Here is a 23,745-nt window from a genome sequence, read left to right as displayed (position 1 = left end):
CCCCCAGGCCGGCGCGCAGAATTTGCCGCCTCTGCAGTCCAAGCTTTTGTGAGGTTTACTATGTACACCGCCATCGGTTACGCCGCCCAGTCGGCCACCACGCCCCTCGCCCCGATGTCATTTGAACGCCGCAGCCCGCGCGTCGATGACGTGGCCATCGAGATCCTCTACTGCGGCGTGTGCCACTCCGATATCCACCAGGCGCGCAACGAATGGGGCATTGCCGTGTACCCGCTGATGCCGGGCCACGAGATTGTCGGCAAGGTCACCGCCGTCGGCGCCAACGTCACTGCGCATAAAGTCGGTGACCTGGTGGGCGTAGGCTGCATGGTCGACTCGTGCCGTCACTGCGAAGCCTGCCAATCAGACCTCGAGCAATACTGCCTCGAAGGCCCGACCATGACCTATGCCACGCCGGACCGCGTGGATGGCAGCAACACCATGGGTGGCTACTCCGACAGCATCGTGGTCAGTGAACACTTTGTGGTGAAGATCCCGGCCAAGCTCGACCTGGCCAGCGCTGCGCCGATCCTGTGCGCAGGCATCACCACCTACTCGCCCCTCAAGCACTACGGCGTGAAAGCCGGCGATAAAGTCGGGATCCTCGGCATGGGTGGCCTGGGCCACATGGGCATCAAGTTCGCCAAAGCCATGGGCGCCGAAGTCACGTTGTTCACGCGCTCGGCCAGCAAGGCCGAGGAAGGCCGTCGCCAGGGCGCCGACCATGTGATCGTGTCCACGGATGCCGAGCAGATGAAAGCCGCTGCGGGGCACTTCGATTTCCTGCTGGACACCATCCCGGTGCAGCACGACCTGAACCCCTACCTCGATGTGCTGCGCTTTGACGGCGTGCATATCCTGGTCGGCCTGATCGAGCCGGTGGACCCACCCGTCAACGCTGCCAAGCTGGTGCTGGGTCGTAAAGTCTTGGCCGGCTCGCTGATCGGCGGCATTGCCGAAACCCAGGAAGTCCTGGATTTCTGCGCCGAGCATGGCATTACCTGCGACATCGAGATGCTCGACATTCGCCAGATCAACGAAGCTTATGCGCGCATGATTGCCGGTGATGTGAAGTACCGCTTTGTCATCGACATGGCGAGCCTGAAAGCCTGATCAGGCCTTGGCGCCCAACTCCGCTGACAGCCGGGCTGCGACCTGTTTGATCACAGGGATCAGTTCGGCCATTTTCTCCAGCGGCATGTAGGGCACCGTACTGGCAATGCTGATGCCGGCGACAATGCGCCCGCTGGCATCGCGCACCGGTGCGGCCACGCAGCGGATCGAAGGCTCGTTGTCTTCGAGGTCAAACGCGTAGCCACCCTCGACATACTCATGCATGCGCTGTTCGAACTGCGCCCAGGATTGCTCCGGGTGCTGCGGCCATTGCAGGCTCTTGCCCACCGCCGGCAAGCTCGCCTCATACAAGCGCTGCCACTCCTGCGGCGAATCATCCAGCATCAACGCCTTGCCGATACCGGTGCGCGCCAGCGGCATGCGATGGCCGACCCGCGAGCGCATTTCCGGCCCATTGCGGCCGGGGTTCTTGTGCAGGTAAAGCACCTCGTCGTACTCACGAATCGCCAGGTGAATGGTATCGCCGGTCAGCGCCGACAACTCATCCAGGTAGGGCACCGCCAGGTTCACCAAGGGCAACTCTTCACGGGCCTGGAACCCCAACTCGATCAGCTTGGGCCCCAGCAGATAACCGACCTGGGGCACCACGCGCAGGTAACGCTCGTCCACCAGGCAACTGGCCAGGCGGTGCGTTGTGCTGCGGGTGGTGCCGATGCGCCGGGCGATCTCCTTGAGATCCCGCGCACCAGCCGCCACCGCTTGCACCACGCCCAGGCCGCGCAACAGGGTCTGGGTGCCGGTGGGGGCGGCGTCTTTGACGGGGGTGTGGGCGTTTTCCTGCATATCGGGCCTATAAGTATGAAAGCGGGGGCATTATGGCAAATACCGCCCTCTTGAACACAGGAGATCCAAGCTGGGAGCTGGCTTGCTGTGGCGAGGGAGCTTGCTCCCGTTCGACAGCGCAGCTGGAGCCGGCTTTTGGGGGCGCTTCGCACCCCAGCGCAAGCAAGCTTGCTCGCCACAGCAAGCCAGCTCCCACAGTTTGATCTTCACAGGGCGAACATTAACGTTGTTTCATGCGGTCGATTATCACCGCCAGCAACAGGATCGAGCCACGAATCACATATTGGTAAAAGGTATCGATGTTCTTCAGGTTCATCGCATTCTCGATGATCGCCAGAATCAACACCCCGGCAATCACATGGCGGATCATGCCGATACCGCCGCTCAACGACACCCCGCCCAGCACGCACGCCGAAATCACCGTCAGCTCGAAACCCTGGCCAATCATCGGCTGGCCCGAGGTCATGCGTGACGCGAGGATCACCCCGGCCAAGGCGCCGATCAAACCGTGCACGGCAAAGATGATGATCTTGGTGCGATCGACATTGACCCCGGCGAGCAACGCCGCTTCCTGGTTGCCGCCAATGGCCATGGTGTTGCGCCCATAGGTGGTGTAATTGAGCAGCCAGCCAAAGAACACAAAGCACAGGACGGTGATGATGATCGGCACCGGCACGCCCAGCAGCTGGCCGTTGCCGAACACGAAGAACCCTTCGTTCATCACCCCCACCGCCTTGCCGTTGGAGAAGATGTAGGCCAGGCCACGTACGATCTGCATGCTCGCCAGGGTGGCAATCAACGCATTGATGCGCAGCTTGGCGATCACAATGCCGTTGATCAGCCCTACCACCAGGCCCATGGCCAAGGCCGCCGACACGCCGAGTACCACGCTGTCGGTGTCACGCATCACGATGCCCGCCACCACCCCGGCGCAGGCGATCACCGAGCCTACCGACAAGTCGAAGTGCCCTGAGGCCAGGCAGAACAACATGGTGCACGCAGCAATACCGACAGTCGAAATCGCCAGGCCCAGACCGCGCATGTTCAGCGGTGAGAGGAAGTTATCGATGAACACCGCGCTGAGCACAAAAATGCCCAGTGCCGCCAGCAGCATCACCCAGTCATCGAGAAATTTGCGCTGATTGAAACCCGGCCAGAAACCCTTTGCAGTTTTTACCTCAGACATAGCCAAACCCTCTTATTCTTGTTCAAGCCCGCGACTGTGGCAGCGCCAGTTGCAGCAGGCGCGCTTCATCCGCTTGGGCGCGGGGCAACTCACCGGTCAAGGCGCCTTCACTCATCACCAGGATGCGGTCGGAGATGCCCATCACCTCCATCAGGTCGCTGGACACCACGATCACCGCAATGCCACTGGCCGCCAGGTTATGGATGATCTGGTAGATCTCCGACTTGGCGCCGATGTCGATACCCCGGGTGGGCTCGTCCAGCAGCAGGACCTTCATCGGCATCGACAACCAGCGGCCAAGGATGGCTTTCTGTTGGTTGCCACCGGACAGGTACAGGATTTTCTGCTCGGCACTCGGCGTCTTGACCTTCATGGCCTGGATCTGCCGCTCGGCGTTGTCCCTCTCCCAGCCGTCGCGCAGCAACCAGCCGAACGAGGCATGGGCACTACGGGCGCTGATGTTGATATTTTCCGCCACGCTGGACAGCGGAATGATGCCTTCCTTTTTGCGGTCTTCCGGACACAGCAATACCCCGGCGGAGATGGCGTCCCGGGGTGAGCGCAGTTGCAGCGCTTGCCCGCACAGTTCCAGGCTGCCGGCACTGGCGCGCTCTAACCCACTGAGCAGGCGAAACAGCTCGGTACGCCCCGCGCCCACCAGCCCGAACAGGCCCAGGATCTCGCCCTTGCGCACCTGAAAACTGATTGGTTCACGCAGGCCAGGACCGAGCAAGCCGTCTACCTTGAGCGCCACTTCGCCCTGCTCACGCGGTCGGTAATCGTAGATATCCTGGATATCGCGACCGACCATGCAGGTCACCAGCTGATCGTGGGTCAACGTGTTCATGTCCTCGAACGTGCGCACGTAGCGACCGTCCTTGAACACCGTCACTGCGTCGCAGATACGGAACACTTCTTCCATACGGTGCGACACGTAGAGCACCACTTTGCCCTCCTCGCGCAGGCGCGTGATGATCGCCATCAAGCGCTCGATTTCCCGCGCCGAGAGGCTACTGGTCGGCTCGTCAAAAGCGATCACATGGGCGCCACGGGACAGCGCCTTGGCGATTTCTACCAGTTGGCGCTGGCCCAGGGACAGGCGCCCGAGTTTCTCGTCGGGGTCGATTTCATCGGCCAGCCCCTTGAGGCAGGCCAGGGCCTGCTTGCGCAGCAGGCGCCGGTTGACCACGCCAAAGCGCGTGGGTAAATGCCCGAGGAACAGGTTCTCGGCCACGCTCATTTCCGGCACCAGATGCAGCTCCTGGTGAATCACCGCCACACCGCTGGCGATGCTGTCGGCGGCGCATTTGAAGGCCATGGTCTGCGCGCCGATCTGCACCGTACCGCTGGACGGAATGTAGGCGCCGCCGAGGATTTTCAGCAGGGTCGACTTGCCGGCGCCGTTCTCGCCCATCAGCGCGTGCACCGAATGCGGCCGCGCTTCAAAGCTGATCTGCGCCAGGGCTTTCACACCGGGAAACTCCTTGCCGATGCCATTGAAACGCAGGGCCGCGCCGCTCATTTCCACAGGCCGATCTTGGTCAGTTCTTCCTGGAAATTGGCGCGGGTGATCAAGGTCACTTCGTCCATGGCGGTGTATTTGGCCGGTTCCTTGCCGGTGGTGACCCACTCGTACATCGCCAGCGCGGTGTTATAGCCCTCGATATGCGGGCTGGGCAGCATGGAGCCGAAGAAACCGCTGTCGGCTTTCTTCAATTCGCCAATGGCGTCGGTGCCATTGATGCCGATGCCGATGACGTTGGCGGCCTTGAAGCCGGCACTTTCGGTGGCGCGCACGCCGCCGAGCACGGTGTTGTCGTTCATGCCGCCGATGATCAGGTTCTTCGCCCCGTTCGGCAGCTTGACCAAGGCCGAGTTGGTGGCGTCCATGCTGCCGGGGACGTCGAGGGTTTTCAGCGCAGCGGTGAGGATGTGGTCCTTGGGAATACCGGCCTCCTCGAGGGATTTGATCGAGCCGTCTGTACGCTTCTTACCGGTGTCGAGTTCGTTGAAGGTATTGATCACCGCATAGGTGTCCTTCCAGTCCCAACCGCGTTTTTTCGCTTCGGCGGCCATGGCGGCGCCCTGCTTCTGGCCCACTTCAAACGCGGCCATTCCCAGGTATGGCACGTCTTCCATGAAGTTGCCCTTGGCATCGACAAAGCGGTCATCCACGGCCATCACTTTCAAACCGTTGACCTTGGCCTTGGCAACGATGGCCGGGCCCAGGGACACGTCCGGCGGGCAGATCACAAAACCCTTGGCGCCATTCGCGGCCAGGCTGTCGATGGCCGACAAGGTTTTTTCGCCATCGGGCACGGCGATCTTGATCACAGTAAAACCATGCTCTTTGCCGGCTTTTTCCGCGAATGCCCACTCCGTTTGAAACCAGGGTTCCTCGGCCTGCTTGACCAGGAAACCGATCTTCACTTCTTCAGCCGATACCCAGCCGCAGAACGCCATTGCCAGTGCCACGGCACCGAGTGTTTGCTTGAACATGGACCACCTCCTTCTTGTTATTGGAAAACGCTTTAGTCGTGGTACATCACAGACCGCCCGCCATCGATCATCAGGCAAGTGGCGTTGATAAAGGGCGCCTCGTCGGTCGCCAGGAACAGTGCTGTCATGGCCACTTCGATGGGCTGGCCAATGCGTTTGGGCGGGTGCAGGTCGAACGCACGCTGGCGTTCGGCGTGGGGGTCTGGGAAACCGTTCCAGTAATCGACGTTGAGCTGGGTTTCGATATAGCCGGGGGCGATGGCATTCACGCGGATGCCCTTGGGCGCGTACTCGATGCCCAGTGCACGGGTGAGGCCGAGCAGGCCGTGCTTGGCCACAGGGTAAGGAAAGCAACCGGGAATGATGTGGCTGGAATGGGTGGACGCGATATTGATGATGTTGCCGATGCCCTGCTCGATCATGTGCGGCAATACCGAACGGCAGCCGTACCAGGCGCCGTCGAGGTCGATGGCGAAACAGCGGCGCCAGTCCTCTTCGCTCATCTCCAGCGGGTCACGGAACACGTTGACCCCGGCACAGTTGACCAGCACATCCACGCGGCCAAAGCGCTCGATGGCCAGGTTGACCAGTGCCTGCCATTGATCCTTGGAGGTGATATCAACCGGTTGGGCGTAAACCTGCGCGCCGCGTTCGCGCCAATGAGCGGCGACTTTCTCGACTTTGTCGCCCTGGATATCCGCAATGATCAACCGCGCCTGCTGGGCCTGGAAACAGGCAACGATGGCTTCGCCAATGCCTTGGGCGGCGCCGGTGACGATCACCACCTTGTTCTTCAGCCGCTCGCCATAAGTCGGCTCGGGCACGGCGGGTAGGGACAACGGTTGCGCCTGCATCGCTTCACCTTTTTATTTTTTGTAGTGAGTGCTGATGCTGGCGACTATAAACTCATCGCCTGAAATATCTCAATATATAAATTAAGATCCCATATATTGAGAAAAATAAAAAAATGTTCGAGCGGGTTAGCTGTGGCGAGGGAGCTTGCTCCCGCTGTCTGCGCAGCAGACTCCCGCTTTTGGGGGGCGCTTCGCACCCCAGCGCAAGCAAGCTTGCTCGCCACAGGAAAGCTCACATCTGGTTTTAGTGTTTACATAAATGAGGCGTCAGCCTTGGGCAAAGTCGCGCAGGGCATCGCCTTCCATGCGATAACGCACCCATTCTTCCTGAGGCTGGGCGCCTATGGATTTGTAGAAGGCAATCGCTGGCTCGTTCCAGTCCAGCACGCTCCATTCAAAGCGCCCGCAACCGTTGTCACAGGCGATCTTGGCCAAGTGGCGCAGCAACTTCTTGCCGGCCCCGCCGCCGCGTTGTTCCGGGTTGATGTACAGATCTTCCAGGTACAGGCAGTTACTGCCCAGCCACGTCGAGTAACTGAAAAAGAACACCGCAAAGCCAATCGGCAAGCCGTCGCGCAAGCAGATAAGGCCATGGGCCGTGGCGCCTTCGCTGAACAGGCTGCGTTCGATATCCACCACGCTGGCGATCACTTCATGCCGGGCTTTCTCGTACTCGGCCAGTTCAGTGATAAAGGTCAGGATTTGCGCAGCATCGCTGGGCACGGCGGGGCGAATCTCGATGGTCATGGGCGAGCCTTGGGCAAATTCAAAGGCCACATACTAAGACGGTTTGATGGCCGTTTGCAGTGCAATTGATGCCAATCAGCGCGTTTCACTCCGGCGCGGGGTGAAGCAAGCATCAGCAACCACAGAACAAAGCCTGGGGACGCCCATGGTAAACAATGGGCATAAATCCAACGATCAGAGACCTGCTCATGCACGCCACGCCACCAGTGGGCACGAAGACATTCGCGCTGTTCTGCCTCGCCAGTTTCCTGCTGTCACTGTCTTACGGCTCGACCTTTTTGTTGTCACTGCTGATCCATGCCCGTGGCGGTAATGAACACGACGCGGGCAGTGTCATTGCCACGGCAATGCTCAGCACCTTCGTAGCGGTGGTGCTTTCCGGGCATCTGGCCGATGCGATGGGCGCGGCGCGAGCGATTGCGAGCACCGGCCTATTGTTAGTGGTGGCCTGCCTGGGGTTTGCCCTGACGCCAGGGTTTGGCCAGGGCTTGATGCTGTTTGGATTGTCCCTTGGCTTGGGCTGGGGCGTGTTCTATACCTTGGGTCCGATCATCGTGACGCTGCTGGTGGAACCCCGCCAGCGGGCCAAATATTTCGCCTTGCTCTCGGGCAGTATGTTGAGCGGCATAGGTTCCGGCCCTTTGCTGGGACGCGCCGCCACTGCGCTGGACCTGCCCCTGACAACGGCGTTTTATATTGCCGGGCTCGCCAGCCTCGCCGGGGTGGTGATGTTCTGGCGCATGGGCTCTCGGTTGCGACAGCACGCGAATGTACCGACCTCCAGGATTTCCTGGGCTGCAAGCCGCCGCGTACTGTCTTCCAAGGCGGCGTTCGCCATCCTGATGGTTGGCCTGGGTGGCTGCGTATTCGGGGGGCTATCTTCGTTCCAGACCAGCTATGCCGTTGCCCATAAGCTGGACTATTCGCTGTTCTTCGCGGGTTTCCTGACAGCGGCAATTATCAGTCGCCTGCTGATCGCCGGTTTCGTGGTCAAGCGCGATGCGTACCAGGCTGCCTGCGTATTATCCGGGGTGATGCTCGGCGCGATCACGCTGTTCGCGTTTGGTGTCAGCGGCAACCTCAGTTATGTGCTCGCCGCCGCCACGCTAGGGATCGGGTATGGCCTGACGTATTCGGTGATTAACGGCCTGGTGGCCAACGAAGCGCCCAGCGGCACCACTTCCCAGGCGTTATTGCTGTTCAGCCTGGCGTACTTTATCGGCGTCTTCGGGTTTCCCTGGTTCGCAGGCAAGATCATCGTCGACTTCGGCCTTGCGACAATGATGCTGAGCGTACTGGTGATCGCCGCACTCAACTGGACGATCACAGTGGCGCGCTTGGTAGCGCGCCGACTATCGGCACATAAAGTGATACATGTGAGCTGATACCGTTCGTCGCCATCCCGGCACGATCGGCAAACGCGGGCAGACCAATACAGGGTAAGGACATTAATCATATGGAGACACCCTGATGAAAAATTCCAAATTTGCTGCCCTCGCCCTCACCGGCCTGTTGTCTGCCGCGTCCTTGAGCGCCTTTGCGGCTAGCTCGACCACTGGCCCCACCGATCCAACGCCGGACGCCACTACCGAGTCGCAAAAATCCATGGGCACCGGCCTGGATACCAACGGTGGCGCGATCATCGACAACAGCGCCGACCCACGCACCAAAGGCAACGACACCCAGCGCCAGGCACCGCCTGCCGTAGGCAACGGCAAGATGGGCCCTGGCACGAGCAACAATGAGCCGAAGATCAACAAGGGCGACGACTCGAACATCCCCGGCGCGCAGAAACAACCAGCGCCTTGATGCACCCTTGGTACGACCAACACCCGACCATTTCCCAGTGAAGAGGTACGCATGAACGTCGATAGAAACCTTGAAAAAGAAGTCCTCACCCGCCTGCTGCACGCCCATCCGCAAGGCTTGGGCAAGGAGGTGCTGGACAATTACCGCGGTGAAAAAGAGGTCGCCAGTGTCTTGGCGTTCCTGCAGGACCGCGGGCTGATCAAGGATGGGCATGTGACCACCGACGACGCCGGCGAATACGCGTTGAACCTGCCGATCAAGCTCACCGCTTCTGGTGTGGATGAGGCGCGCAAGCTCGACGCTCAAAGTACTCAGTAATCCATTTCTGGCCTGGCCCCGCGACTGGGGCCAGAGGGAGTTTTAGCGATGCCTCGTGGAAGCAAAGCCAAATACACCGACGAACAGAAACGCAAGGCCGCTCATATCGAAGACAGTTATGAGCATAAGGGGTTGCCCAAGGACGAAGCCGAAGCCCGCGCCTGGGCGACCGTCAACAAACAGTCCGGCGGTGGTGAAAAAGCCGGCGGATCAGGCAGGCGCAAAGCACCGGCCAAGAAAACCCAGGACCGGCAGGAATCGGCCAAGCGTGCCGCTGCCAGCCGTGAAGGCCACCCGCGCAGCAGTGGGGCTTCGCTGGGTACGCAGACTAAGGAAAGTTTGATGAAAGAGGCGAGGGCCAAGGATATTCCTGGGCGCTCAACCATGCGCAAAGATGAGTTGGTTCAAGCGCTGAAAAAAGCAGGTTAAACGCAGAACCCGTTGTGGGAGCGGGCTTGCTCGCGAATGAGGTGTGTCAGTCAGCACATGCTTTAACTGATACACCTCCTTCGCGAGCAAGCCCGCTCCCCTAGGGTTGTGCGTATTTATTCAGCCAGCAATGCGTCGACTTCGGTGACGCCAGGTGAAGTGGCCGGCCCCCAACGCGTCACCGCCAACGCCGCCGCTGCGTTCGCTCGACGCGCCGCCTCAACGGGTTTCAAGCCCTGCGCCAACCCGGCGATAAATACCCCTGCATGCGCATCCCCCGCACCATTGCTGTCTACCGCCTGCACCTTGAAGCCAGGTACATGCTCAGTCTCTACCCCGCGCCCTACCCAGCAACCATTTGGTCCATCACGCACAACCAGCAGTGCCTGCAAGTGCTGATTCAGCATGGGCAGCGCCTGACTCATATCCGCCGCCCCGGTAAACGCGAGGGCTTCAGGGCCATTGCTGGTCCAGATGTCGATACGCGGCAACAAGGCACGCATCAACGCCGAGTCCGGCGCCTTGACCAGCGGGCCCGGGTCGAATACCACCACGATCTCTCGCGGAAGCGCCAGCAGCCAGTCAAGCAACGGCTGCGCCTTACCTTCAAGCAGCAAGCTGTAGCCACTGACGTACACATAATCATCGATACGCGGGACGATCTGAGCCAAGTCGTCGGCACTCAGCTCCCCCTCGGCGCCGAGATGGGAGATGAAGGTGCGTTCGGTGCTCGCTTCAGTCAGCGACACGCACAACCCGGTATCTTTGCCAGCGCTGGCCGCCAAGGCCATTTCAACACCTTCGGCCTGCATCGCGGCACGCGCCAGCTCGCCAAAGCGCCCATCGCCATGGCGGCCCAGATAAACCACCGGCAACCCATTGCGCCGTGCCGCAGCCATTACGTTGAAACCGCCACCGACTTGGAAACTGGCGGAGTTGGCCAGCACGTCACCGCCGCTTGCCGGCAGGGTGTCGAGGCCCATGACCAGGTCGACAATGACCTGGCCGGTGTGCAGCAATCTAGACATTGGCGCTCTCTGCTAAACCCGGACGACGGTCAGACGCTCCGCCCAAGACTGCATATATTCCGCCAGCCACCACGAAGGTCACGATCCAGCCGAGCCCGTTGTGGCCCAGCCAGGAGTCGGACAGCGGCCCGGCAAACCAGATGTTTTCGGCGGTGGTGCCGATGGTGGTGAAGCTGAACCCCAGCACAATGGCCACGGCCCAGGCGCCAAATGCACGCCACTCCACGCCACCGCGATACCAGTAGGCACTGCTGGCGCTGACGTCCAGCAGGTCGGTGGGGCTGTAGTAATGACGGTGAATCAGGTCGACCACGAAAATCCCAACCCACGCCGTGATCGGCACCGCCAGCAGCGAAATGAAGGTAATGAACGGGCCATAGAAGCTATCGGCGATCAGCATGAAATAGATGGAGCCGGCAAAAATCGCCACGATATCAACGATCACTGCATGCACGCGCTTGACCTTCAAGCCCAGGGTCAGGGTAGTGAGGCCGGCCGAGTACACCGACAGGTTGTTCGACAGCAACAGGCCGCCGAACGCGGTGATCAGGTACGGCACGGCCATCCAGGTCGGCAGCATGTCGCGGATCGCGATGATGGGGTCGGTGGCCGATGCCAGGTCATTGTTACCCACCGACAACAGGCCACCCAGGGTGATCAGTAGCACCAGCGGGATACCTGCACCAAACGCGGCGGAGGCCACCAGGCGCACGGCCTTGACGCTGCGGTGCTGGTAACGCGACATGTCTGCACCGGCGTTGGCCCAGCCGATACCGGTACCCGCAGCCATGGTGCCTACGCCAATGATCATCGCGCTCAACGGCGCCGGGGTGGCGTTGAACACCGCGCTCCAGTCGATGGTGGCACACAGAAAGCCGCCCACCAGAATGTTCAGGCCGCCGAATACGTAGGTGGCCCACTTCTGGATCACCAGCAACGTGGCGTGGCCCAGGCCCGATACGGCCAGGGTCAACAGCACGAAGATGGCAATGAGGATCAGGGTGAGCACCGGCGCGCTCTTGGCCTCCACTGCCGAGCCGAACAGGATGGAGCTCAACGACAACAATACGAAGGCTGCGGTGGTGGTGTTGACGGTTTCCCAACCCAGGCGGGACATCAGCGACACCAATGTCGGGCCGATATTGCCGCGCACACCGAAAATGGCGCGGGACAAGGTCAAGCTGGGCGCACGACCACGGCGACCGGCGATGGAGATGATGCCCACTACGGCAAAGGAGCCCGCGGCGCCAAGAATCGCGACGATGATCGCCTGCCAGATGGCCAGGCCACGAAACGCCACCAGCGTTGCACCAAGGGGCAAACCGAGGATGCTGATATTGGCCGCGAACCACACCCAGAACAGTTGCAGCGGATGACCGTTGCACTCGCCTTCCGGGACCGGCTCAATGCCGCGTGTTTCCAGTTGCCCGGCGGTTTGGCCGGAAGAGGGGCTGCTCATTAAGGGGGGCTCCTGATGCCTGTATTGTTGTTGTGGTTGTGGCAGCGAGTCGAATCTTTATCCAGTCTTCCTGACCCAACGCTTTTGAATGTGGGAGCTGGCTTGCCAGTTCCCACATTTGGTTCCGTGTTTATCGCAAGGCCAATAACCCTTGGGCCAGCGGCTGCAAGTCCAGGCCATTGACCCGCTTGACCTGTTCAACCAACGCCTCAGGCCAGCACTGCATACCCAGGCACGCCCCCAGCATGGCGCCGAGGATCGCGGCAATGGTGTCGGTGTCGCCGCCCAGGCTGGCCGCCAGGCACAGGGCTTCGAAGGCGTTCATATCACCCGACGCCACTTGCTGGGCCAAGGCAAACGAGACCACCACCGATTCCTGAGAAGCCACCGAAGTACCAATCAACTCGTAAAGCAGGTCGGCAAACAACGCTTTGTCGCCGCTGCCGACGCTCAGGGTGCGAGCCCAACTGATGCGGGTAGAAATGCGTCCGCCCGCGATCCAGTGACCATGGCTTTCGGCCTGTCGGGCAATCTGGGTCCCGATATTCAGGGCTTCCCCCAGGTCCACGCCATTGATGCCAGCCGAGACCACCGCCGCCACGGCCGCAGCGCTGGAAATACCCAGGTTGGTGTTATGGGTGACCTGGCATGCCTGGATCACCGCCTGGATAAACCGCGCCGGGTCGCTGACATCGACGGCGATGCCCACCGGGGTGATGCGCATGGCCGCACCATTGGTGGTGCCGTAGCGCCCGGATTCCTCCGGAGTATGACCGGCGAGGATCATGTCGATTGCGCGTTTGGTGGACGGCCCGAGCAAGTCCTGGGAACCCTTGGCGCGCATCCCCGCTTCCCAGTCGATCAGGCGCTGGGCAAGCACGGTGGGCTCGATCTTGCCCTGGCCTTGCACCAGTAACTCGGCAACCAGGATGGCTTGTTCGGTGTCATCGGTGATGGAACCGGCAGGCATGTTGGGCGCAATGGGCTGGTCCGCGTCGGCATCTTCCAAGGCGGTGATAGCACCGAAGCGCTTTTGTACCTGCTCGCGGCTCAAGGATTGGGTGGGCATGCCCAAGGCATCGCCCAGGGCCAGGCCATAAAAGGCGCCAAGTGCGCGATTTTCTCGGCTCATTTCGACGCTCCAAACTGCAGATGCAGGCGAAAGTGCAACGGGTCAAGCAGGCTTTCGACATGCTCCATGAAGCGCTCGCGACGATCATAGGTGGTGCGCGACGCCTTGAGAAATACCGTACCGCTGGGGCGCCCGAGTAATTCGGCGTCTTCATCGCTCAGGGGTTCAGCACCGATCCACTGGTCACCGTCGGCCCCGACGTAGCCGTAGGCGGCCAGAGTGATGGTCAGGGAATTATCGATCAGCCCAATGTGGGGCAGGTTTTCCAGATCGCCAACGGCCGGCATCAACGAGCGTTCCAGCGACACCGCTGTACCGTCAGCCGTGCGCCGGAGGCGGTCGAGGGTAATGAACTGGTCGGTGCCGAAACGGCTGAACAGATGCGGGCGCGTCACGGCTTCGAAACGCAGGACGTCGGTGCTTACATGGGCGCCCGTATCGGCCAAGGCCTGGGCCCAACCGCTGCGTTGGTCCAACACCATGCCGTCAAAGGTGACAATCGAACCGACGCCGCTCTGGGTGGCGATGTAGTTGCGACGCTTGAGCTCGGCCAGCGCCTCGCGCAGCGTGCCGCGGCTGACCGCAAACTCCTCGGCCAGTTGGTGCTCGCCCGGCAACAGAAAGCCGTCGGCCATGACTCCACCTTCGATACGGCGGATGAGCTCATCGACGACGCGTTTTTTCTTATCAAATCGAACATGTCTAATCATGTACAAATTGATAACCGAAAGCGCGCGTTTACCGCAAGAGGATTATTTCAGGCTGAAGACAAAAACCGCCTCAGGGCTCCAGGCCGATGGGGAAAAACTCCCCGCTGCTCCAGACGCCAAGCCAGTTCTGACCGTTGATCGGACGGCTCACCGCCAGCTCCACCAACTGGTAAAAAACGTTTCTATGCACTAGGGCTTCGAGGTTGGTGCGAACGCGCACATAGGGGGCGGGTTCCTGGGTGATAGGGTCGGTCACCACCCGCAGCGGGTGCTCGAGACCTGCCTCGACCTGTTCGTCGACGTTGGTGGTAAAGCGTAATACCTGGCTTTCGCCCTGCCCTTGCACTTCCAGTGTCACTGCAACAAAGGGTGCGTCATCGACACGGATGCCGACCTTCTCCACGGGCGTCACCAGGAAATAATCATCGCCATCGCGGCGGATGATGTTGGAGAACAACTTGACCATCGGCTTTCGCCCGATAGGTGTGCCCTGGTAGAACCAAGTGCCATCGCGGGCGATGCGCATGTCGATGTTGCCGCAGAAATCCGGGTTCCACAAATGCACCGGTGCCGGCCCCTTGCCCTTGGGCAGTTGGGCCAATAGATCATTGGCCTTGGCGGAATCGGTCATGGCGGGCTCCTCTGTCTTACTGATCACTCATACCCAGCAAACCGCGGGCATATTGCGCCAGGGGGCGAGCGATCAAATCTTGTGGCGATGTGTCGTGGAACGTCAGTAAACCGCCACGACTGCGAATACGTGCAGTATCAATCAAATACTGGGTGCTGGTCTCGATCAACATGACTTGGATCACCCCGCTGTCCAGGCCAAGGCGGTCCAGGGCTTGCTGGTCGGTCCACTCGTCGGCGTTGCCGATACGGTCATCGGCTGCCGCAAAACGGCAATACAGCAGGTAGTGAGCACCGACGGCACGGGCTTCGGCCATGGCCTGTTCAAGACCTTCGGGCTGGCGGGCGCGACGCACCATGGGGAAATATTCAACGAAGCCATTGAATGCTTCCTCGGCCACCACATTGGGCCGCGGGTAGGCGCTGCCCGGCGGCACGAAGGCACCTTGGGCAATAAATACAAAGGAATCCGGCTGTATGCGCACCGAGGCGGTACGGCGCGTATCGCTGTGATCGAGCAGCCCGGCATCGCTCATCTGATAGCGGGTGCCTTCGGCCATATCACTGACGGTCATGCAACCGCCCAGGGCCAATGACGCCAGCAGCAAAACCAGACTACGCATCCTAATCCTCCAGAGGCCGGTGACAGGAAACCGGCGAATGGGGCGTGGGATGCAGAATCCGCGCCATTCAGCTGCGCTACAAATCAAATGTGTGAACCCGCAATATCTAGCTTAGCCACCAATGATCTTCATGATCGTGGCACCGCCGGAGAACGCCACTTCCTGCTTGTCGGCCAAGGCCTTCATCAACAAGCCCTGCAACGCCGGCAACGCCTGGTGACGCGGTTGATCGAGCAAGTCACCGACATAATGGCGATTGCTGGACGACAGGCACCCATGCAGCCAACCGGTGGAGGACAACCGCAACCGCGAACAGGTACGGCAGAACGGTACGCTCTCGTTGGCGATCACACCGAAGAAGCCTTTGCCCGGCACTTCGTAGCGTACCGCCGTCGCATCGACGGGTGCGTTGGCTTGCAGGTATTCATGTTGCTCGCCAATCAAGCTGAGCAGCTGTTGCAAGCTGACGAACTGTTGCAGGAACGCGTTGGAGTCTTTGGCCAGGTGCCCCATGCGCATCAGTTCGATAAAGCGCAGCTCGTAGCCACGCGCCAGGCAGTAATCGAGCAACGGCATCACCTGGTCCAGGTTCTGGCCGCGCAACGGCACCATGTTGACCTTGATCTTGATTCCGGCAGCACTGGCCTGGTCCATGCCATCGAGCACGGTGGCCAGGTCGCCGCCACGGGCGATACTGCGGAAAGCGTCGGCATCCAGCGTGTCGAGGGAGACATTGATGCGCCGAATACCGGCTGCCACCAGCAACGGCAGTTTACGCGCCAGCAGTTGGCCGTTGGTGGTCAGGCTGATGTCGCTCAGGCCCATCTGCCCTACCGCCCCCATGAAGGCTTCCAACTTGGGGCTGACCAACGGCTCACCGCCGGTAATGCGCAAGCGCTCGATACCCGCCGCTTCGATCAGGTAAGCCACGCCTCGGGCCATGGCCTCGGCCGACAGTTCATCCTGGGCAGCCACCAGCCGCTTGCCGTCAGGCACGCAATAGGTACACGCATAATTGCAGGCTGAAGTCAGGCTGATCCGCAAATTGCGAAAACGCCTGCCTTGACGATCAACGATCATGGATCACTCCGGCAGAGGATAATTCGGGCGCGCTAAAAGCTGACTCATAACTCAGCTTTTAGCAAGGTCCTTGCCTGAGTATATTCCTGGGTTACTGCGCCTGGCAGTAAATCGTTGCGCCATCACTGTGGCGAATGACTTACGTGGCAGGGGTGTCGCCGCTCTTCTCGGCGCCCGGCAGTTCCGGGCTGTGCTTGCGCTTGTTGCCCATGCGCACGCCGATGTCCATCAGGAATTGGAAGAAACCTTCCTGGTCTTCCAGCACATTGCTCCAGAACGGCGAGTGGTACAGCGCCACAGCGCCATGCACCAAGGCCCAGGCGGCGCAGTAGTGGAAATACGGTGGCACGTCTTCAAGCTTGCCTTCGCTGATACGGCCCTTGATCAACAGGGTCAGGCGTTCGAAGTTCGAGGCGCGGATCTTGTGCAGCTCCTCGACCATCTCCGGCACTTGGTGACCTTTGACCACCTTCTCTTCCAGGCGGTCGAACAGGCGGTAGCGCTGTGGGTCACGCATGCGGAACTCGAAGTAAGCGCGGGACAGGGCTTCCTTGTCTTTGTCGACATCCGCCGAATGCAGCAACTCGTTCAAATCACGCTCGTAGTCGAGCATCAGGCGCAGGTAGATTTCGGCCTTGGACTTGAAATGTTTGTAGATCGTGCCTTTGCCGATACCCACGGCATCCGCAATCATCTCGACGGTGACGCTGTCTTCACCTTGTTCGAGGAACAGCTTGAGCGCGGTGTCGAGAATTTCCTGCTCACGGCGGCGAAATTCACGGACCTTACGGGGTTCTTTGTGCATGAGGAAGAGTCTGCAAAGGTCGGAAATAGGGAGGGTTGCGCAGGGCCATGGATACGTGGCGATACGATTTACCCGGTGCGAGGGATTATCCCGACTGAACGGTCGTTGGGCAATGTCTATGTGAACCCGTCAGGCACATAACTTTCAATGCGCCAACGATTTCGCCGTTATCAGTCAGAAATAATACGCAACACCTGAACCTGCCCACCAGCCCACTGAGAACTCAAGCGAAGGCCGCGTATTCCAAATCTGTTTAAAAAACGATCAATCACGACTGGACTGAATAGGATAGTGGTCAATACTTCAACTGTCGGCGCGACATCTCCCCCAAGTGACGCGTCGACCTGGGTACCGACGGACTGCGTGCCCTTGTTTTACTCCTAATGGTCTTAGCCCGGATTCACCCCCCAGAACCCGGGTTTTTTTTGCCTGGAATTCGGCCGCCCTAACCGGCTACGTGGGCCAGCGGGAACAGGCGCTTGAAGTTCTCGGTAGTCTGCTCGGCAAAGCGTTCGTACGATTCGCCGCGCAGCATCGCCAGGTAATCAGCCACGTCACGTACATATTCGGGCAAGTTCGGTTTGCCGCGATGGGGGATGGGCGCCAGGTACGGCGAGTCGGTTTCCACCAGCAGGCGGTCGGCGGGCACCTGGCGGGCCACATCGCGCAGCGCGTCGGCATTGCGGAAGGTGACGATGCCCGACAGGGAAATATAGAACCCCAGGTCCAGGGCCGCCTTGGCCATGTCCCAGTCTTCGGTAAAGCAATGCAACACGCCAGCCTGCGGCAACGCGGCTTCACGCAGCAAGGCCAGGGTATCGGCACGGGCGCCTCGGGTGTGGACGATCACCGGCTTGCCCGTCTGCCGGGCGGCTTGCAGGTGCAGGCGGAACGAGGCCTGCTGCAACTCGGCAGCTTCAGGCTCGTAGTGATAGTCCAGGCCGGTTTCGCCAATGGCCACCACTCGCGGATGGTTGAGTTCGCCCAATAGCCAGTCCAGAGCAGGCGCTTCGCCTGGCTTGAGGTCAAGCGGGTGAATGCCCACCGAGCAATCGACGTCGGCGTAGCGATCAGCCAGGGCTTTGACGTCGGCGGCGTTGTCGGCGCTGACGCCAATGCACAGGAAGTGCCCTACCCCACGCTGGCGGGCAGCTTCAAGGGCGACGTCGAGGGAGCCGCCGTGCTGGGCAAGGTCGAGGCGATCAAGGTGGCAATGGGAATCTACGAGCATAGGAATCTGAGCTTAAGTCACAAAAGAGGTAGGGCCAACGATACACCCGTCAGCCACGGAATTTAACGGCGCCCGAGCAGGCCGACCCACTGCACCAGCAACGCCTCGAGCAACAGCACGCGGTTGAGGTTGGCCTTGCCGAGGACTTTCTGGCGCTGGGCGAGGATCCAGTCCTGGATGTTCAGTACTTTGTCCTGGGCACTTTTTTGCGCCAGGTATTGCACGACCTTGCGCATATCCGCCAGGCCCAGGCCGTTCTCATCCTGGGTGAGCTGGTAGCGCAGGATCAGGCTGGACCAGTCGCAGAACCAGTCGAACAACAGCAACAGCGGAATATCCTTCCAGGCGCTTTCGGCCAGTTGCGTGGCGGACAATTCCTGCTTGAGCAGTTTCTTCACGCCATCCACGACCAGTGCACGCTGTTCGCGCACGCCCTGAGCCTGCAGCTTCACTGCCGCCAAAGGCGAGCCAGCCGCCAGGGTCAGCAACTCGCCTCGTTCTTCTGCGCTGCATTCCGGCAACGCCTGCGCCAGCCATTGCAGGCTCATGGCTTCGCTGGGCAACGGGCAAGCCTGCTGCACGCAACGGCTGCGAATGGTCGGCAACAAGCGGCTGGACTGGTGGCTCACCAGCAACAGCACGGTATCGCCGGACGGCTCTTCAAGGCTTTTGAGCAAGGCGTTGGCCGCGTTGATGTTCATCGCCTCAACCGGCTCAATCAGCACCACTTTGCGCCCGCCCATCTGCGCGGTCTGCACCACGAAGCTCACCAAGTCGCGCACTTGGTCGACCTTGATGGCCTTGTCCGCTTCCTCGGGCTCCAGCACATAGTTGTCCGGGTGACTGCCAGCCTTGAGCAACAGGCAGGACTTGCACTCGCCACATGCCTCCAGATTGACCGGGCGTTGGCACAACAGGCTGCCCATCAGGCGTTCGGCGAGGTGGCGTTTACCGATGCCCACCGGCCCATGCAGCAGATAGGCGTGGGCGTGCTGGGCGCGCCCTGCCAGTTGCTGCCAGAGGCCGTCCTGCCACGGGTAGGACTCAGCCACGGCTACGCTCCAACAGGGTGGGCAGCAGCGCGTCGATAGCCTGTTGCACCTGACTCAGCGGCTGGGCGGCGTCCAATAGGTAATAACGTGTGGGCTCAGCCTTGGCGCGCTGCAGGAAAGCGCTGCGCACTGCATCAAAGAAGGCCTGGCCTTCCAACTCGAAGCGATCCAGACGACCTCGCGCACTGGCGCGGGCCATGCCCACTTCCACCGGCAGGTCGAACAACAGGGTCAGGTCGGGGCGCAGATCGCCTTGCACGAAGGTTTCCAGGGTGGTGATGCGCTCCATGGACAACCCCCGGCCCCCACCCTGGTAGGCGTAGGTGGAATCGGTAAACCGGTCGCAGATCACCACGGCACCCCGCGCCAGGGCCGGGCGAATCACTTCGGCCAGGTGCTGGGCACGGGCGGCAAACACCAGGAGCAACTCGGTGTCCGGATTCATCGGCTCGTCACCCGGGGTCAGCAGGACGTCGCGAATGCGCTCGGCCAACGGCGTACCACCCGGCTCACGGGTCAGCACCACCTCGATGCCCTGCGCACGCAGGCGCTCGGCCAGGTAGTCACGGTTAGTGCTTTTGCCGGCGCCTTCCGGGCCTTCCAGGGTAATAAACAAGCCAGTCACAGGCAGTCCTTAGTCAGAGTCATTGCGGGCTTTGCGGCGCGGTCGTGTCCGGCGCGGGCTCGATCGGAGCGTCGGGGGTAGGCGCATCACTGGAAGGTGCCGAATCTTCAGGCGGTTTCACCACCGGTGCCGGGCTGGAACGGTAATCGGCACGGCGCTTGAGTTGGAACTCACGCACGGCGGCATTATGCGCATCCAGGTTATCCGAGAATATATGGCTACCATCGCCACGGGCGACGAAATACAGGCTGCTGCCCGGTACCGGGTTCAGTGCTGCATGGATCGCCTCGCGACCGACCATCGCGATGGGCGTGGGCGGCAGGCCAGCAACCATGTAGGTGTTGTAGGGGTTGGCTTCCTTGAGGTGGGTGCGGGTCAATTTACCGTTGTAGCGCTCACCCAAGCCGTAGATCACGGTGGGGTCGGTCTGCAGCAACATGCCGATCTTCAGGCGACGCACAAAAACACCGGCAATCTGCCCGCGCTCCTGAGGCACCCCGGTCTCCTTTTCCACGAGCGACGCCATGATCAGTGCTTGGTAAGGGTCGGTGTAGGGCGCGTCGGCGGCACGCTTGCTCCACTCCTGGGCGAGTACATCGTCCAGGCGGTTGTAAGCTTTTTTCAGGAACTCGACATCAGTCATGCCGCGGACAAAACGGTAGGTGTCGGGGAAGAACCGCCCTTCAGGAAACACACCTGGGTGGCCAAGCTTATCCATCACTTCGCTGTCAGTCAGGCCCGCGAGGGTCTGCACGATCTTTTCATGCTTGGCCAGGGCGGTGCGCACCTGACGGAAATTCCAGCCCTCCACCAAGGTCAGGCTGTACTGCACCACTTCGCCGCGCTGCCACAGGCCGATCAAACCCTCGGCGGTAAGGCCCGGGCTCATGCGGTACTCGCCGCTGTGCAGTGGCTGGCCTTCGAGGTTGAAGCGCCAGTACAGACGCAACCAGAATGCATCGTCGAGCACGCCGTCGGCTTCCAGACGATTGAAGGTGCCCGTCGGCGTAGCGCCAGCAGGTACATCGAGCAACTGCTCCTGAGGCAGCTTCAGGGGCTGCTTGAGGGCAGAGTCGAGTTTCCAGGCAGAAAAGCCCACGAGCAAAGCCGCCGAGATCAGGCTGATCTGCAGCAGTAACACCAGTTTTCGTATCAACTCAAATATCCAATAGCGCGCGAACAATGCCCTGCAGTTTACGGGTGAGCGGCCCAACCGGCCAGCTCATCGCAGCGCAGCCTCGCACCGGCCAAATGCCATAAACGCTGTTGCAGACGAAGACTTCATCGGCCTGTTGCAACTGCTCCAAACTGATGTCGGCCACGGCCACCGGGACGCCCAGCGCTTGTGCCTGGGCCAGAACTTCGGCGCGCATCACGCCCGCAACGCCACAACGGCTCAGATCAGCGGTTAGTAACAAGCCGTTGCTCACCAGGAAAAGATTGCTGAATATGCCTTCGATCACCCGGCCAGATATATCCAGCATCAGGCCTTCGGCATGTTCGGTATCTTGCCATTCGGCACGCGCGATCACCTGCTCCAGGCGATTGAGGTGCTTGATACCGGCCAGCAACGGCTGCTGCGCCAAGCGCGTGGCACACGCGAACAGGCGCACGCCTTCGACTTCATGGGTGGGCGGGTAAACAGCGGGCGCGCTGCCCTGCAAGATGCGGCGCACCGGGGCGCCAGGGTTGATCCCGTAACCGCGCAAGCTGTCGCCACGGGTGAGGATCAATTTGAGAATACCGTCGCCAAGGGCGGCGGCGAAGCTCAGCACTTCGTGGCGAATCAACCCGTGATCCACCACCAATGCCAAACGCCTGCAACCCTCTTCCAGGCGTTGCAGGTGACGGTCGAGCAGCAACGGCTGCCCGGCCTTGACGGCGATGGTCTCGAACACCCCATCGCCATAGGCCAGGCCGCGATCTTTCAGGGGCACGCTGTCCGCTGGCTGACCGTCGACCCAGCTGTGCATCACTCGGCGAACCGGCGGAACACCAGGGAACCGTTGGTGCCACCGAAACCGAACGAGTTGGAAATCGCCACGTCGATCGGCATGGGCTGCGCTTCGTGGGGCACGAAGTTCAGGTCGCAGCCTTCGTCCGGCTCATCAAGGTTGATAGTCGGCGGAGCGACCTGATCCCTGATTGCCATCACACTGAAGATCGCCTCGACCGCGCCCGCCGCACCCAACAGGTGGCCGGTCATGGACTTGGTGGAGCTGACCGCCAGCTTATAGGCGTGCTCGCCGAACACCGACTTGATGGCCTCTGCTTCCGCCAGGTCGCCGGTCGGGGTCGAAGTGCCATGGGCGTTGATGTACTGCACCTGGTTGGGGTTGACCTTCGCATCGCGCAGGGCATTGGTGATGCAACGCGCAGCACCCGCTCCGTCGGACGGCGGTGAAGTCATGTGGTAAGCGTCGCCGCTCATGCCAAACCCGATCAATTCGGCGTAGATAGTGGCACCACGCGCCTTGGCGTGCTCCAGCTCTTCGAGCACCAGCGCACCGGCACCGTCGGAGAGCACAAAGCCGTCACGGCCCTTGTCCCACGGACGACTGGCACGGGTCGGCTCGTCGTTGCGGGTCGACAGCGCACGGGACGCGCCGAAGCCGCCCATGCCCAGGCCGCACGCGGCCATTTCGGCGCCGCCGGCGATCATCACGTCGGCTTCGTCGTAGGCAATGTTGCGTGCCGCCATGCCAATGCAGTGCGTACCTGTGGTACAAGCCGTGGCGATTGCGTAGTTCGGTCCCTGTGCACCCAGATGAATGGACAGGAAGCCGGAAATCATATTGATGATCGAGCCCGGTACGAAGAACGGTGAAATTCGACGTGGGCCAGTCTCATGCAAGGTGCGGCTGGTTTCTTCGATATTGGTCAGACCGCCAATACCTGAACCCATGGCCACGCCGATGCGGTCACGGTTGGCGTCGGTGACTTCCAGGCCGGCGTTACGCACAGCCTGAAACCCGGCAGCCAGGCCGTACTGAATGAACAGGTCGAGCTTGCGGGATTCTTTGATCGAGAGATATTCCTCGACATTGAAGCCCTTTACCGAGCCGCCAAAACGGGTGGAATAGGCAGAAAGGTCCGTGTGTTCGATCAGACCAATACCACTGCGGCCAGCCAGAATGCCCTGCCAACTGCTCGGCACATCCGTACCCAGTGGCGACAACATACCCATACCGGTGACTACGACGCGTCTACGCGACACAGCACTCTCCTTTTTCTAATGACGACACTTTTCATCGCCGCTAAAGAAAAAACCGCACGCCTTTACAGCAGTGCGGTTTTTCCCTGACAGCAAGCGACGACTACAAACTATTACGCCTGGTGGCTAGTAACGTAGTCGATGGCAGCTTGAACAGTAGTGATTTTTTCAGCTTCTTCGTCCGGGATTTCGGTCTCGAATTCCTCTTCCAGAGCCATCACCAGCTCAACGGTGTCAAGGGAATCGGCACCCAGGTCTTCTACGAAGGAAGCAGTGTTGACCACTTCTTCTTCCTTAACGCCCAGTTGCTCGGCGACGATTTTCTTGACGCGCTCTTCGATGGTGCTCATACCTTGTTTAACTCCTAATGGACAAATTCAGGCAGCTGGCCAGTGGG

General features: G+C 60.7%; 26 protein-coding genes. 5 read left to right on the top strand and 21 right to left on the bottom strand.

Translation table 11 applies throughout. The features are described from left to right. Positions 1-60 precede the first annotated feature (60 nt). Complete coding sequence (locus JFT58_RS10530) at positions 61-1,113, top strand: NAD(P)-dependent alcohol dehydrogenase (RefSeq protein WP_054897943.1); 1,053 nt, start codon at positions 61-63, stop codon at positions 1,111-1,113. On the opposite strand, the gene JFT58_RS10525 is transcribed toward JFT58_RS10530, so the two are convergent. The 6 genes from JFT58_RS10525 to JFT58_RS10500 form a co-directional block, all read right to left on the bottom strand. Next, positions 1,114-1,917, bottom strand: coding sequence for an IclR family transcriptional regulator (locus JFT58_RS10525; protein ID WP_034126746.1), 804 nt, complete (start codon positions 1,915-1,917; stop codon positions 1,114-1,116). 220 nt (positions 1,918-2,137) lie between these two features. Further along, positions 2,138-3,103, bottom strand: coding sequence for an L-arabinose ABC transporter permease AraH (araH, locus tag JFT58_RS10520; RefSeq protein ID WP_054897942.1), 966 nt, complete (start codon positions 3,101-3,103; stop codon positions 2,138-2,140). A gap of 22 nt (positions 3,104-3,125) precedes the next feature. Further along, positions 3,126-4,625, bottom strand: coding sequence for an L-arabinose ABC transporter ATP-binding protein AraG (araG, locus tag JFT58_RS10515; protein ID WP_140915352.1), 1,500 nt, complete (start codon positions 4,623-4,625; stop codon positions 3,126-3,128). After that, positions 4,622-5,602, bottom strand: coding sequence for a substrate-binding domain-containing protein (locus JFT58_RS10510; RefSeq protein ID WP_082423423.1), 981 nt, complete (start codon positions 5,600-5,602; stop codon positions 4,622-4,624). The genes araG and JFT58_RS10510 overlap by 4 nt, the downstream gene beginning before the upstream one ends. A gap of 32 nt (positions 5,603-5,634) precedes the next feature. After that, positions 5,635-6,456 (bottom strand): SDR family oxidoreductase, encoded by an 822-nt coding sequence (locus JFT58_RS10505; protein WP_054897940.1) that lies wholly within the window; start codon positions 6,454-6,456, stop codon positions 5,635-5,637. Between the two features lie 267 nt (positions 6,457-6,723). Further along, positions 6,724-7,203: a GNAT family N-acetyltransferase gene (locus JFT58_RS10500; protein ID WP_034128422.1), complete on the bottom strand. Its 480-nt coding sequence runs from the start codon at positions 7,201-7,203 to the stop codon at positions 6,724-6,726. Between the two features lie 188 nt (positions 7,204-7,391). Here JFT58_RS10500 and JFT58_RS10495 point away from each other — a divergent pair, with 188 nt between their 5' ends. From JFT58_RS10495 to JFT58_RS10480, 4 genes are all read left to right on the top strand, one after another. Continuing rightward, positions 7,392-8,588: an MFS transporter gene (locus tag JFT58_RS10495; protein ID WP_034128423.1), complete on the top strand. Its 1,197-nt coding sequence runs from the start codon at positions 7,392-7,394 to the stop codon at positions 8,586-8,588. 85 nt (positions 8,589-8,673) lie between these two features. Then, positions 8,674-9,012, top strand: a complete 339-nt coding sequence (locus JFT58_RS10490; RefSeq protein WP_034128424.1) for a hypothetical protein — start codon at positions 8,674-8,676, stop codon at positions 9,010-9,012. Positions 9,013-9,063: 51 nt separating this feature from the next. After that, positions 9,064-9,330 carry a hypothetical protein gene (locus JFT58_RS10485; protein ID WP_032895690.1) on the top strand — a complete coding sequence of 89 codons (267 nt, stop codon included), beginning with the start codon at positions 9,064-9,066 and terminating at the stop codon, positions 9,328-9,330. Between the two features lie 48 nt (positions 9,331-9,378). Further along, a complete protein-coding gene (locus JFT58_RS10480; protein WP_054897938.1) occupies positions 9,379-9,759 on the top strand; it encodes a hypothetical protein in 381 nt (126 codons plus the stop codon). A gap of 116 nt (positions 9,760-9,875) precedes the next feature. On the opposite strand, the gene JFT58_RS10475 is transcribed toward JFT58_RS10480, so the two are convergent. The 15 genes from JFT58_RS10475 to acpP all read right to left on the bottom strand — a co-directional run bounded on the left by JFT58_RS10475 (position 9,876) and on the right by acpP (position 23,698). Beyond that, positions 9,876-10,787 (bottom strand): PfkB family carbohydrate kinase, encoded by a 912-nt coding sequence (locus tag JFT58_RS10475; RefSeq protein WP_034128426.1) that lies wholly within the window; start codon positions 10,785-10,787, stop codon positions 9,876-9,878. Next, a complete protein-coding gene (locus JFT58_RS10470) occupies positions 10,780-12,246 on the bottom strand; it encodes a purine-cytosine permease family protein (RefSeq protein WP_103299809.1) in 1,467 nt (488 codons plus the stop codon). Before JFT58_RS10470 ends, JFT58_RS10475 begins: the two co-directional genes overlap by 8 nt. Before the next feature lie 130 nt (positions 12,247-12,376). Continuing rightward, the gene (locus JFT58_RS10465; RefSeq protein WP_034128428.1) at positions 12,377-13,378 is read right to left on the bottom strand and encodes an ADP-ribosylglycohydrolase family protein; all 1,002 of its coding nucleotides are present in this window, start codon (positions 13,376-13,378) and stop codon (positions 12,377-12,379) included. Beyond that, a complete protein-coding gene (locus JFT58_RS10460) occupies positions 13,375-14,088 on the bottom strand; it encodes a GntR family transcriptional regulator (RefSeq protein ID WP_054897937.1) in 714 nt (237 codons plus the stop codon). The genes JFT58_RS10465 and JFT58_RS10460 overlap by 4 nt, the downstream gene beginning before the upstream one ends. Positions 14,089-14,158: 70 nt before the next feature. Next, a complete protein-coding gene (locus JFT58_RS10455) occupies positions 14,159-14,719 on the bottom strand; it encodes a DUF1285 domain-containing protein (protein ID WP_034128430.1) in 561 nt (186 codons plus the stop codon). Positions 14,720-14,735: 16 nt separating this feature from the next. Then, positions 14,736-15,341 carry a DUF4823 domain-containing protein gene (locus JFT58_RS10450; RefSeq protein ID WP_034128431.1) on the bottom strand — a complete coding sequence of 202 codons (606 nt, stop codon included), beginning with the start codon at positions 15,339-15,341 and terminating at the stop codon, positions 14,736-14,738. Positions 15,342-15,452: 111 nt separating this feature from the next. Continuing rightward, a complete protein-coding gene (locus JFT58_RS10445; protein ID WP_019817203.1) occupies positions 15,453-16,421 on the bottom strand; it encodes a GTP 3',8-cyclase MoaA in 969 nt (322 codons plus the stop codon). A 139-nt stretch (positions 16,422-16,560) separates the two neighbouring features. After that, entirely contained in the window at positions 16,561-17,226 is a 666-nt protein-coding gene (locus JFT58_RS10440) for a TetR/AcrR family transcriptional regulator (protein ID WP_034128432.1), read from the bottom strand. Between the two features lie 445 nt (positions 17,227-17,671). Further along, positions 17,672-18,457, bottom strand: a complete 786-nt coding sequence (locus JFT58_RS10435; RefSeq protein ID WP_054897936.1) for a TatD family hydrolase — start codon at positions 18,455-18,457, stop codon at positions 17,672-17,674. 62 nt (positions 18,458-18,519) lie between these two features. Continuing rightward, on the bottom strand, positions 18,520-19,509 hold the full coding sequence (locus JFT58_RS10430) for a DNA polymerase III subunit delta' (RefSeq protein ID WP_034128434.1): 990 nt from the start codon (positions 19,507-19,509) through the stop codon (positions 18,520-18,522). Beyond that, positions 19,502-20,134, bottom strand: coding sequence for a dTMP kinase (tmk, locus tag JFT58_RS10425; protein WP_054897935.1), 633 nt, complete (start codon positions 20,132-20,134; stop codon positions 19,502-19,504). Before tmk ends, JFT58_RS10430 begins: the two co-directional genes overlap by 8 nt. 19 nt (positions 20,135-20,153) lie before the next feature. Next, entirely contained in the window at positions 20,154-21,290 is a 1,137-nt protein-coding gene (gene mltG, locus JFT58_RS10420; protein WP_034128436.1) for an endolytic transglycosylase MltG, read from the bottom strand. 1 nt (position 21,291) lies between these two features. Beyond that, positions 21,292-22,107: an aminodeoxychorismate lyase gene (gene pabC, locus JFT58_RS10415; protein WP_054897934.1), complete on the bottom strand. Its 816-nt coding sequence runs from the start codon at positions 22,105-22,107 to the stop codon at positions 21,292-21,294. Next, positions 22,107-23,351: a beta-ketoacyl-ACP synthase II gene (gene fabF / locus JFT58_RS10410; RefSeq protein WP_034128438.1), complete on the bottom strand. Its 1,245-nt coding sequence runs from the start codon at positions 23,349-23,351 to the stop codon at positions 22,107-22,109. Before fabF ends, pabC begins: the two co-directional genes overlap by 1 nt. A gap of 110 nt (positions 23,352-23,461) precedes the next feature. After that, entirely contained in the window at positions 23,462-23,698 is a 237-nt protein-coding gene (gene acpP, locus JFT58_RS10405) for an acyl carrier protein (protein ID WP_003175607.1), read from the bottom strand. Positions 23,699-23,745 lie beyond the last annotated feature (47 nt).

Origin of the sequence: Pseudomonas sp. MF6767 (assembly GCF_016405475.1) — a bacterium.
Taxonomy (GTDB): Bacteria; Pseudomonadota; Gammaproteobacteria; order Pseudomonadales; family Pseudomonadaceae; genus Aquipseudomonas; species Aquipseudomonas paracarnis.
Note: the sequence above shows the minus strand (reverse complement) of the source record. Positions and strands in the feature narration are given on the sequence as shown.